At 48.7% G+C, this 10,179-nt stretch carries 12 protein-coding genes, 4 tRNA genes and 1 rRNA gene; 16 read left to right on the forward strand and 1 reads right to left on the reverse strand.

Going from position 1 to position 10,179, the window contains the following annotated elements:
• Positions 1–101 (forward strand): 5S ribosomal RNA (gene rrf / locus JQX58_RS14565); the annotation flags it as partial.
• A 435-nt stretch (positions 102–536) separates the two neighbouring features.
• Positions 537–2,147 carry an OpgD/OpgG family glucan biosynthesis protein gene (locus JQX58_RS14570; protein WP_338040750.1) on the forward strand — a complete coding sequence of 537 codons (1,611 nt, stop codon included), beginning with the start codon at positions 537–539 and terminating at the stop codon, positions 2,145–2,147.
• A gap of 37 nt (positions 2,148–2,184) precedes the next feature.
• On the opposite strand, the gene JQX58_RS14575 is transcribed toward JQX58_RS14570, so the two are convergent.
• Entirely contained in the window at positions 2,185–2,625 is a 441-nt protein-coding gene (locus tag JQX58_RS14575; protein ID WP_204147585.1) for a GNAT family N-acetyltransferase, read from the reverse strand.
• 78 nt (positions 2,626–2,703) lie between these two features.
• On the opposite strand from JQX58_RS14575, the gene JQX58_RS14580 reads away from it, so the two are divergent.
• The 14 genes from JQX58_RS14580 to rplL all read left to right on the forward strand — a co-directional run bounded on the left by JQX58_RS14580 (position 2,704) and on the right by rplL (position 10,113).
• Positions 2,704–3,879 carry an alpha/beta hydrolase gene (locus tag JQX58_RS14580; protein WP_204147586.1) on the forward strand — a complete coding sequence of 392 codons (1,176 nt, stop codon included), beginning with the start codon at positions 2,704–2,706 and terminating at the stop codon, positions 3,877–3,879.
• Positions 3,880–3,921: 42 nt separating this feature from the next.
• Entirely contained in the window at positions 3,922–4,875 is a 954-nt protein-coding gene (locus tag JQX58_RS14585) for a biotin--[acetyl-CoA-carboxylase] ligase (protein WP_204147587.1), read from the forward strand.
• Positions 4,859–5,569, forward strand: coding sequence for a type III pantothenate kinase (locus tag JQX58_RS14590; protein WP_204147588.1), 711 nt, complete (start codon positions 4,859–4,861; stop codon positions 5,567–5,569). The genes JQX58_RS14585 and JQX58_RS14590 overlap by 17 nt, the downstream gene beginning before the upstream one ends.
• Positions 5,570–5,584: 15 nt before the next feature.
• Positions 5,585–6,301, forward strand: coding sequence for an SPOR domain-containing protein (locus JQX58_RS14595; RefSeq protein WP_204147589.1), 717 nt, complete (start codon positions 5,585–5,587; stop codon positions 6,299–6,301).
• A 74-nt stretch (positions 6,302–6,375) separates the two neighbouring features.
• Positions 6,376–6,459, forward strand: a tRNA-Tyr gene (locus tag JQX58_RS14600).
• A 5-nt stretch (positions 6,460–6,464) separates the two neighbouring features.
• Positions 6,465–6,539: transfer RNA gene (locus JQX58_RS14605), tRNA-Gly, on the forward strand.
• 4 nt (positions 6,540–6,543) lie between these two features.
• Positions 6,544–6,619 (forward strand) — tRNA-Thr (locus tag JQX58_RS14610).
• Positions 6,620–6,739: 120 nt separating this feature from the next.
• Positions 6,740–6,815: transfer RNA gene (locus JQX58_RS14615), tRNA-Trp, on the forward strand.
• Between the two features lie 40 nt (positions 6,816–6,855).
• Positions 6,856–7,224: a preprotein translocase subunit SecE gene (gene secE / locus JQX58_RS14620; RefSeq protein WP_204147590.1), complete on the forward strand. Its 369-nt coding sequence runs from the start codon at positions 6,856–6,858 to the stop codon at positions 7,222–7,224.
• Positions 7,225–7,233: 9 nt separating this feature from the next.
• Positions 7,234–7,767 carry a transcription termination/antitermination protein NusG gene (nusG, locus tag JQX58_RS14625; RefSeq protein WP_204147591.1) on the forward strand — a complete coding sequence of 178 codons (534 nt, stop codon included), beginning with the start codon at positions 7,234–7,236 and terminating at the stop codon, positions 7,765–7,767.
• Between the two features lie 50 nt (positions 7,768–7,817).
• Entirely contained in the window at positions 7,818–8,252 is a 435-nt protein-coding gene (gene rplK / locus JQX58_RS14630) for a 50S ribosomal protein L11 (protein ID WP_204147592.1), read from the forward strand.
• The gene (rplA, locus tag JQX58_RS14635) at positions 8,252–8,947 is read left to right on the forward strand and encodes a 50S ribosomal protein L1 (protein ID WP_204147593.1); all 696 of its coding nucleotides are present in this window, start codon (positions 8,252–8,254) and stop codon (positions 8,945–8,947) included. The genes rplK and rplA overlap by 1 nt, the downstream gene beginning before the upstream one ends.
• A 214-nt stretch (positions 8,948–9,161) precedes the next feature.
• Positions 9,162–9,662 carry a 50S ribosomal protein L10 gene (gene rplJ / locus JQX58_RS14640; RefSeq protein ID WP_204147594.1) on the forward strand — a complete coding sequence of 167 codons (501 nt, stop codon included), beginning with the start codon at positions 9,162–9,164 and terminating at the stop codon, positions 9,660–9,662.
• A gap of 79 nt (positions 9,663–9,741) precedes the next feature.
• Positions 9,742–10,113 (forward strand): 50S ribosomal protein L7/L12, encoded by a 372-nt coding sequence (gene rplL, locus JQX58_RS14645; protein ID WP_204147595.1) that lies wholly within the window; start codon positions 9,742–9,744, stop codon positions 10,111–10,113.
• Positions 10,114–10,179: the final 66 nt, after the last annotated feature.

A 10,179-nucleotide genomic window follows, 5' to 3' on the forward strand; every position in this document is an offset into this window, starting at 1 on the left:
AGGCGTTGAACCACCTGATCCCATCCCGAACTCAGAAGTGAAAGGCGCCATCGCCGATGGTAGTGTGGGAGATCCCATGTGAGAGTAGGTCGTCGTCAAGCTTTTAATTAAGAAGCCCTGATCGCTAACGCGGTCAGGGCTTTTTTACGTCTGGCGAAAATAGGCCGCGATACCGTCTATCAGTAAAAGTCGGCGCCAAACACCTTTTGCGCGCCACATATCGGCACCACGCGCCAATATGAAATGGGCGCTGCAAAAGGGTTATGACGCCTACCTCAAAGTTTCTTCAGGGCTTCGGTTCTTGTACGAGGGCGTTTCACGCGCGATCGCAAGCAACGCTTGTTTATGTCATAAAAGTAGCAATTGTGCGCCACTATAGTGCCAATCCTTAATTCAGTACTGTGTAATTCAACTTTCTTTACCTAATGTCCGCTGTATGTGTGAGGCTCAAATAAGTAGCATTATCACTAATATCGGCTGTTACTTTGAAGGGTGTGACTTTGTTTTCTTATCAAGATTTCAAGCAAGGAATGTTAGTGGGTCAGTGGGCAAAACGCTCCGCTGTGTTGGCAAGTAAGACGGCACTGATGGTAAGCGCTTTGGTGAGTGTGACAGCATGCGCTGTGACGCCCTCTGTGAACCCTCAGGACGGCGAAAAGTTTGATTATGCATGGTTGAAGGGTTACGCCAAAAACCTTTCTGAGCAGCCTTATGAGAGTCATCAAGGTGATGTGCCAAGCGTATTGTCTGGTCTGGACTGGGATGAGTATCAGCAGTTGCATTTCAAACGTGAAGAAAGTCTGTGGCAAAAAGAAGATACTGCTTTTCGTGCGGGCTTTTTCCACTTGGGTCAGGGTTTTGTGACGCCGGTACAGATCAATGTGATCGAAGATGGTGAAGCAGAGCCTGTAGAGTACGATGCAGACATGTTTGATTACGGTAAGACGCCTGTGAACGGTAACTCGTTACCTAAAGATTTAGGCTTCGCGGGTTTTCGCATGCAATACGGCACGGATTGGGAGCGTGATATTGTCGCTTTCTTAGGCGCGAGTTACTTCCGTGCGGTGGGGGCAGAAATGCAGTATGGCTTATCGGCTCGGGGACTTGCGATCGATACGGCCATGAACAAGCCTGAAGAGTTTCCTGTGTTCACGCATTTCTGGTTTGAGAAACCAAAACCAGGTGCTGATGAAGTGACTATTTATGCGTTGATGGATTCAGATAGCATCACTGGTGCTTACCGTTTTGATATTAAAGCTGGTGAGCCGCTAACAATGCGCGTTGATTCAGCTTTATACCCTCGTAAAGAAATCGAGCGTTTGGGTGTTGCGCCACTGACGAGTATGTACATGATTGGTGAAAATGACCGTCGTACTAACTACGATTGGCGTCCAGAGATTCATGACTCTGATGGTTTAGAAATGTTAACAGGAAACGGCGACTGGATCTGGCGACCACTGGGTAACCCTGAGCAACTGCGTTTTAATGCCTACATGGATGAGAACCCGCAAGGCTTTGGCTTGATGCAGCGTGATCGCAACTTTGATCATTACCTAGATGATGGTGTGTTTTATGAGAAGCGTCCGAGCCTTTGGATCGAGCCGATTGGTAACTGGGGTAAGGGCTCAGTACAGTTAGTGGAGATTCCAACACTGGATGAAACGTTCGATAACATCGTCGCTTTCTGGAACCCTGCTGAAGAAGTTAAGCCTGGCCAAGAGTTGCTATACAGCTACAACATGTACTGGGGTAGCGAAGCGCCATTCGAATCAGGCAAAGCAACGGTACAAAGCACCTACACAGGTATCGGTGGTGTAGTAGGTAAGAAGCGCGAATACTACAGCAAACGCTTCGCGATCGATTTTGAAGGCGAGATCTTTGATATGTTAGGTCAAACCGCGAAAGTAAAACCTGTGATCGAAACGTCTCGTGGCCGTGTCGAAATCACCTCCGCTCGCCCACAGCATCATATTGGTGGCTACCGAGCTATGTTCGATTTAGTACCGCTTGATGAGTCGCAAGAACCGATCAATATCAAGGTTCACCTAGAAGCAAATGGTCAGGTGTTGTCTGAAACTTGGCAGTACCAGTGGACACCACCGGCTGCTGAAGATCGTGAGCTGTATAACGCGGGCCACTTAAAGTAGCGCCCTCTAGATTGAAAAGCCCCTTAAGGGGCTTTTTTTATGACTGATTAAATTGCATCAGTATCAAGTTGGGCTGTTTTAAACAGTAGCGTTGGAAGCGTCCTGTGATGTCATCAGGAAGGTTGCTAAGCTGATCGGCTGATACTTCGCTGAAGCCGCACTGTTCATAGAAGTGCTTTAAGTCGCGATGATTCATGCAAAAGCTTGGCTGTGCTGTTAGTTGTGGTTGCAGGTGCTGTACCAATTGGCGTGCGTAACCTTGACCACGAGCTTGTGGATGAGTAACGAGGGCCGTTAGTAATTGGCAGTCTGCGAAGGGTTTTAAGCGCACGGCGGCGATAATGGTTGCGCCATCTTTAATCGCCCACATCGGTTCGGCTTTATTGGGTTTGCCGCTAGGGTAGTAGGCTTGGTAGAACTTTTTAACCAGAGGAAACCAAAGTGGCTCTACGGCAATCGGCTGGATTATAGGTGGCAAACTTGTGCTCCACGCTAGTGATTTAGTGTATATCCGCTATGATAAGCGTTTTAAAGACTGACTCAATGGGAGAGCGACATGTTGTCACGCTGGCTGGCGATTGGACTAATGGCCATGAGTGCACTGGTATCGGCACAAGATGATGTGGCCGTACAGCAGACGGGGGAGCCCTTTAGCGAATATCGCGAGCGTCTTAGTGACTATTTTTGGACGCATAAGGCGTGGGTTGACGCTAATAACAAAACTACGGAAGTGGCTGCGGTGTTGCCGTTTGAGTATCAGCCTGATGCAGAGCGCTGTGCGACGTCCGATAGCGTGGGTTTGTTGTTGTTTCATGGTTTATCGGACTCACCATTCACGTTACGTGATCCTGCCAAGGCGCTTTCTGAATACTGCGTACATACTCGTGTGATGTTATTGCCAGGCCATGGTAGTAAGGCAGAAGATTTGATTGACATTGAACGTGATTCTTGGCGTAAAGCAGTGGCTCAGGCGGTCAAGGAGTTTGCTGGTGAAGTCGATCAGGTTTATCTCGGCGGCTTTTCTACTGGTGGAGCCCTTGTAACCGAGTATGCGTGGCAACATGCGGATGACATTGAAGGTGTGGTGCTATTTTCTCCGCTGTTTAAAATCAATAGCGGTATTGATTGGCTGGCACCTTGGTTAGCGCCTTTTATTGATTGGCTCGATCATCACCCTACGGATGATTACGCCAAGTATGCATCCATTCCGGTGCCTGCTATTGCGCAGGCGTACTCGCTAGCCAAAGAAGTGCGACAAACGGTAGCGACCTCCACAGCGCCGTTGCCGGTGTTCATTGCTTTGTCGGCCGAGGATGCGACGGTGGATTCAGAGGTGACACTGGAGGTTTATCGTCAGTCTATGGCGGTGCATTCCGGTAGTCGTTTGACACTCTATAGTACGCAAGCCTCTCAGGCTGATAATAGTGAATATGAAGTGGTGAACAGTGTTTTGCCTGAGCAGCGTATTCATGGCTTGTCACATATATCGGTGCATGGTGCGCCGGATAACCCTTATTACGGAGCGCAAGGGAGTTACCGACAATGTGGTTGGTATCTTGACGATAAAGCTCAATATGATGCTTGTCGGCATACGCCGCATAATTGGTTTGGTGAGCGCAGTGCGGCACTAACTGAGCGCAGTAATAGCGCCGCGCGATTAACTTGGAACCCCTACTTTGCTGAGTTGATGCAGCAGGTTGCGACCTTTATGGAAGTGGCAGACGTACGCTAGCTTCCGGTTTTAAAATGATATGTATTTGTATAGGACATGCCAATGCGTGATGTGCTTGCCTTATTAAGTGACAGTAAATTCCACTCTGGAGAGGAGTTGGGAGAGGCATTAGGAATTACCCGAGCTGCAGTTTGGAAGCGACTTAAGAAGCTTGATGCGGCGGGTATCACGGTTCACTCAGTGAAGGGGCGCGGCTATCGTATTCCTGCCCCTATTACCTTGTTGTCAGAGGCGCGTTTGCGTGCTGCAGGTGTGGCTTCCAACATTGGTATTGATGTGCCGTTTGATACGCCTTCGACCAATGACATACTGAAGCAAAAAATTGCCTTGGGCAGCAGCCTGCCAGCTCTGGTCGTTACAGAGCATCAGACCCAAGGCAAAGGTCGTCGCGGGCGCGTCTGGGAAAGTGGTGTGGCCAAAAACATCACTATGTCGTTTGGTTGGAAGTTTGATCAAGGTCCGAGTGTGATTGAGGGGCTGAGTCTCGCGGTAGGTGTTGTGATTGCGCAGGTGTTGCGTCAGCTTGGGATTCCCAACCCTGGCCTAAAGTGGCCCAACGATATCCATATCGATGGGCAAAAAATTTGTGGCATTTTATTAGAGATGGTGGCTGATCAAGATGTGTGTCGGGTGGTGATCGGGATTGGTTTAAATGTCGAGTCAACGCAAGAGCAAGAAGAAAAGGTCGATCAGCCATGGACAGATTTAGCGCGTCGTTTGTCTAGCGTGCCAGATCGTAATCAGGTGATAGCGGCGATCGTGCAGGGGTTACAGGAAGTCTGTGAAGTGTTTGAGCGGGGGCAAGGGCTGAGTCATTACTTGCCTCAATGGCAGGCGTTTGATGTGCTTTATAATCAGCCTGTCAGGGTGTTCAGTGGTACTAGACAGCAAGAAGGCATCGCTCGCGGTGTGGATGAAAGTGGTGCGCTGCGCTTGGAGACAGAGTCAGGCATCGAGTTGCTACATGGAGGAGAAATTAGTGTCCGTAAACAGTAAGACGCTGGTGCTGGATGCTGGTAATACAGCGTTGAAGTGGACCTTGTTTGACGCTGGAGAAGTGTCGCAAAAGTGGACGTCAGACACTCCACCGGATGTAACACCTGAGCGAATTATTATTGCTAGTGTGCGCTCTGCAGCGCAAACGCACGCGCTGCAACAGCTGCTGAGCTCGACTTATGCCAATATTAGTCAGACGCAGGTGCATACAGAAACCGCTGTGTGCGGTGTACAGAATTCTTATGCCGAGCCGGAGCGGCTCGGCGTCGATCGATGGCTAGCCGCCATCTCGGCGTATCGTGATTATGGTGGCCCGTGTGTGGTGGTGGATGCTGGGACGGCAATTAAAGTCGAGTTTATTGATGCGAAGGGCCTGCACCTAGGGGGCTACATCGTGCCAGGTTTAGAGCTAATGTCCTCAAGCTTAGTGGCCAACACGGCGCGTATTCGTTTCACTCAAGCAGAAATATCGGCCAACAACAGCATTCCAAATTCGACCGCGGATGCCGTGAGTCAAGGCTGCTTGCAAATGGCGTTAGGCTTTTTGCAACGGATCTATGCGCAGCACAGCGAGGCTACATGGTTGGTTACGGGGGGCACCGGTAGAGAATTGATGTCGTTACTGAATTTGCCATGTATCATGGATGAACATTTGGTCGCCAAAGGGGCTTATTATGTGGCGAATGGACGTTAATACAGTGAGTAACGTATGAAGTGGTTGTTTTTACTGCTGGTATTAGCAAATGCTGGCTTTATCGCATGGCAGGGATTTTCGGGGGCGGATAATACGGTAGCTGAGGCACCGATTTATGGCCCGCCTGTTAGTGAGAAAATTTATCTGGTGGATGAGGTGAGCGGTGAAAGTGCCACGCCAGTCGCGTCAGCGCCAAGTATTAGTCAAAGTGAGCGAGTCGCGTCAGAGATTAATCAAGCGGTGGTACAGACTTCGAGTAATGAGTCTCAAACTTCCTTGCTCTGTCCAGCCATTGAAGTTGAGCGGTCACAAGATCAAGGCGTCGTTGAGGCGGCGTTAGGGCAAGCTGGGTTGGCGTTTACGCGTCAGCAAAGTGATGTGGCGCGTGAAAAGTATTGGCTCTACATTCCTGCGCCAGGGTCGTCGGCTAGGGCGCGTAGCATGGTTAATCAGCTAAAGCAGCAGGGCATCGATAGTTATGTGGTCGGCAGTGGTGAGATGCAGGGGCGGATTTCCTTGGGTTTATTCTCTTCACAGATGCGCGCGCAGCAGGCGCAGGAGTCGATTGCTGATCAGACCAATATGCTGGTCAGCATTTATCAGCATCAACGCACAGTGAGTGTGACGGAGTTGCTGTTAGACGAGCCGATTGCGGTCACTGACTGGGAGGCGTTCTTGTCGCGTCTAGATTTGTCCAAGCTGTTAATAAAAATAGAAAAAAATCCTTGTTAACGCTTGCATTTGAAAATTCGATTCATATAATGGCTTCCACCTTTTGGGGCGTTGTCGCAATGCCTTGAATCCGTGGAGGGGTTCCCGAGTGGCCAAAGGGAGCAGATTGTAAATCTGCCACGAAAGTTTCGGTGGTTCGAATCCACCTCCCTCCACCACTTTAGCGGGTATGGTATAGTGGCTATTACCTCAGCCTTCCAAGCTGAAGAGGCGGGTTCGATTCCCGCTACCCGCTCCAAGTTGCTCATGTAGCTCAGTTGGTAGAGCACACCCTTGGTAAGGGTGAGGTCGGCAGTTCAAATCTGCTCATGAGCTCCAGCATTTCTCAATGCTAAAACTGGCGAATTTCAAGTAGCCAATTTTATTGTCTGATTTTTGGGCAAATACCACTTGCTAAATATTAAACAAGTCGGTATCATCCTCCGCCCATACGAATGTAGGCCAGTAGTTCAGCTGGTAGAGCGTCGGTCTCCAAAACCGAATGTCGGGGGTTCGAATCCCTCCTGGCCTGCCATATTTCGTATCCAATTTCTTAGCTAGGGATCACCTGAAGTATGAGTTCGAGTGCTGAAACTCAAGAGTCTCGCGGAGACGTTTTTAAGTGGGCGGTTGTTGTCCTTCTTGTAGCCGTAGCGGTAGTCGGTAACAACTATTTTTCTGCTGAGTCGTTGCTGTATCGCTTGATTGCTGTTTTGGTTCTGGCTGGTATTGCTGGCTTCGTTGCGCTAAATACGGCTAAAGGGCGTTCTTTTGCAAAGCTTGCAAAAGAGGCAAAGACAGAAATTCGTCGTGTTGTATGGCCAACGAGACAGGAAACGGTTCAAACAACGTTGATCGTTTTGGCGGTTGTTATTTTTATGTCTCTCGTACTGTGGGGAGTTGATTCGCTCCTTGGCTGGATCGTTTCTGCAGTAATAGGTTAGGAGTTGCTCGTGACGAAACGATGGTATGTGGTACAAGCGTACTCAGGTTATGAAAAGCACGTAATGCGTTCGCTGAAAGAGCGTGTTGGCATTATGGGCATGGAAGATTATTTTGGCGATATCCTAGTTCCGACTGAGGAAGTAGTTGAGATTCGCGATGGCAAGAAGCGCAAGAGTGAGCGTAAATTCTATCCGGGCTACGTGTTAGTTCAGATGGATATGAATGATGACTCTTGGCACTTAGTCAAAGGAACAGCGCGTGTGCTTGGCTTTATTGGCGGCACAGCGGATAAACCATCACCGATCACTGACCGTGAAGCGGATGCGATTCTGCAGCGTGTTACTGAAGGTGTGGATAAACCTCGTCCTAAGACATTGTTTGAAGTGGGTGAAGTGGTTCGTGTTAACGAAGGTCCATTCGCAGACTTCAACGGTGTGGTTGAAGAGGTTGATTACGATAAAAGCCGAATCAAAGTGGCCGTGCTTATCTTTGGGCGCTCTACGCCAGTTGATTTGGAATTTAGTCAGGTTGAAAAAACCTGATCACGTACTAATCGGGTAGCCTTCGGGCGGTGACCCATTTGGAGTAAATAATGGCTAAAAAAGTCCAAGCTTACATCAAGCTACAAGTTAAAGCGGGTCAAGCGAACCCAAGTCCACCAGTTGGTCCAGCTCTTGGTCAACACGGTGTGAACATCATGGAATTCTGTAAAGCGTTCAATGCCAAAACTCAAGGTCTTGAGCCAGGTCTTCCAACACCAGTTATCATCACTGTATACAGTGACCGTAGCTTCACATTCGAAACGAAATCTACTCCGGCTTCAGTTCTTCTTAAGAAAGCTGCTGGCCTTAAGAGTGGTTCACCACGTCCAAACACTCAGAAAGTTGGTACAGTAACTCGTGCACAGCTAGAAGAGATCGTTAACGCTAAGCAGGCTGACTTGACTGCGGCGGATATGGATGCAGCTGTACGTACTATCGCTGGTAGTGCGCGCGCAATGGGTCTAGATGTTGAGGGTGTGAACTAATGGCTAAGCTAACTAAACGCGCTCGCTTGATCGCTGAAAAAGTAGACGCAGCAAAACTGTACTCTGTAGAAGAAGCAGTAGCTCTTCTATCTGAACTTTCAACTGTTAAGTTCAAAGAGTCTGTAGACGTATCTGTTAACCTAGGCGTTGACCCACGTAAATCTGATCAGGTTGTTCGTGGTTCTACTGTTCTTCCTAATGGTACAGGTAAAGACGTTCGCGTTGCTGTATTCGCACAAGGCGCTAACGCTGAAGCAGCGAAAGAAGCCGGTGCAGACGTTGTAGGTTTTGAAGATCTAGCTGAGCAAGTAAAAGCTGGTAACCTAGACTTTGACGTAGTAATCGCTTCTCCTGATGCGATGCGTATCGTTGGTCAACTAGGTCAGGTACTTGGTCCACGTGGTCTTATGCCGAACCCTAAAGTTGGTACTGTAACACCTGACGTTGCGACAGCGGTTAAAAACGCTAAAGCAGGTCAAGCACGTTACCGTACTGACAAAAATGGTATCATCCACGCTGGCGTTGGCTCTATTGATTTCGCTGCAGATGCTATCAAAGGCAACCTTGAAGCGCTTCTAGCTGACCTACGTCGTGCTAAGCCTGCGTCTTCTAAAGGTGTCTACATGAAGAAAGTGACTTTGTCCTCTACAATGGGACCTGGTCTAACAATTGATTTAGGTGCGTTAAGCTTCTAAGTCAGAGCTTTGGGGCCTGTACATTACGTATAGGCCGTCAAAGACCGCAGGAATCTAATGATTTAATCAGACCGTTGCGAAACGTTTGTCCTGCGCAGATGGTGTGGCCCGATTCAGATATAGCTGGATCCAACTCACCAGTAAGTACTCCGAATATTCGGAGAGTTGGTAAAATTAGGGGTGTTTATGCCCCGGCTAATCCAGGAGAAAACCAATGGCATTAGGTCTAGAAGACAAAAAAGCCATTGTCGCCGAAGTTAGCGAAGTTGCCCAAAGCGCATTGTCTGCTGTAGTAGCTGATTCACGCGGCGTTGCCGTGCATGATATGACAGCTCTACGTAAGCAGGCTCGTGAAGCGGGTGTATACGTACGTGTAGTACGTAACACTCTAGCTCGCCGCGCAGTTGAAGGCACTGACTTCGAATGCTTGACAGAAAGCTTCGTTGGCCCAACTCTTATCGCATTCTCAAACGAGCACCCAGGTGCGGCTGCTCGTTTGTTGAAAACATTTGCGAAAGAAAACGCCAACCTAGAAGTTAAAGCATTAGCGTTCAACGGTGAGTTGATCGCAGCTGGCGACATTGATCGTTTGGCAACTTTGCCAACATACGACGAAGCAATCGCGAAACTAATGAGCGTTATCCAAGGTGCGACAAGCAAACTTGCTCGTACACTGGCAGCGATTCGCGATCAGAAAGAACAAGAAGCAGCGTAATTTTAAAACGCGCTTACTTGAATTCAATTGGTTTTTGTTGCCACTTATGGCAACTACAAAATGTTAGGAAATCTGAGTCATGGCTCTAACTAAAGAAGATATCATCAATGCAGTAGCAGAAATGTCTGTAATGGACGTTGTTGAACTGATCGAAGCAATGGAAGAAAAATTCGGCGTAACTGCTGCTGTTGCTGCTGCAGCTCCTGCTGCTGGCGATGCTGGCGCAGCTGCTGAAGAACAAACAGAATTTGACGTAGTTCTTACTGCTGCTGGCGATAAGAAAGTTAACGTTATCAAAGCTGTTCGTGGCGCAACTGGTCTTGGCCTTAAAGAAGCGAAAGCTATGGTTGACGGCGCTCCAGCGACTGTTAAAGAAGGCGCTTCTAAAGAAGAAGCAGAAGAGCTTAAAGCTGCTCTTGAAGAAGCAGGTGCTTCTGTCGAAATCAAGTAATGCTACTTGTTTCAAAAAAGTTCGGCATCTAGTCGAAATGGCTGGTGGTTTTTTGCCACCGGCCTT

It is taken from the genome of Marinomonas ostreistagni, from assembly GCF_016888445.1.
Taxonomy (GTDB): domain Bacteria; phylum Pseudomonadota; class Gammaproteobacteria; order Pseudomonadales; family Marinomonadaceae; genus Marinomonas; species Marinomonas ostreistagni.

Coding starts and splice junctions, on each gene's coding strand:
- JQX58_RS14580 (WP_204147586.1), top strand. CDS start 2,704: ATGTTGTCACGCTGGCTGGCGATTGGACTAATGGCCATGAGTGCACTG.
- JQX58_RS14585 (WP_204147587.1), top strand. CDS start 3,922: ATGCGTGATGTGCTTGCCTTATTAAGTGACAGTAAATTCCACTCTGGA.
- JQX58_RS14595 (WP_204147589.1), top strand. CDS start 5,585: ATGAAGTGGTTGTTTTTACTGCTGGTATTAGCAAATGCTGGCTTTATC.
- secE (WP_204147590.1), top strand. CDS start 6,856: ATGAGTTCGAGTGCTGAAACTCAAGAGTCTCGCGGAGACGTTTTTAAG.
- rplK (WP_204147592.1), top strand. CDS start 7,818: ATGGCTAAAAAAGTCCAAGCTTACATCAAGCTACAAGTTAAAGCGGGT.
- rplA (WP_204147593.1), top strand. CDS start 8,252: ATGGCTAAGCTAACTAAACGCGCTCGCTTGATCGCTGAAAAAGTAGAC.
- rplJ (WP_204147594.1), top strand. CDS start 9,162: ATGGCATTAGGTCTAGAAGACAAAAAAGCCATTGTCGCCGAAGTTAGC.
- rplL (WP_204147595.1), top strand. CDS start 9,742: ATGGCTCTAACTAAAGAAGATATCATCAATGCAGTAGCAGAAATGTCT.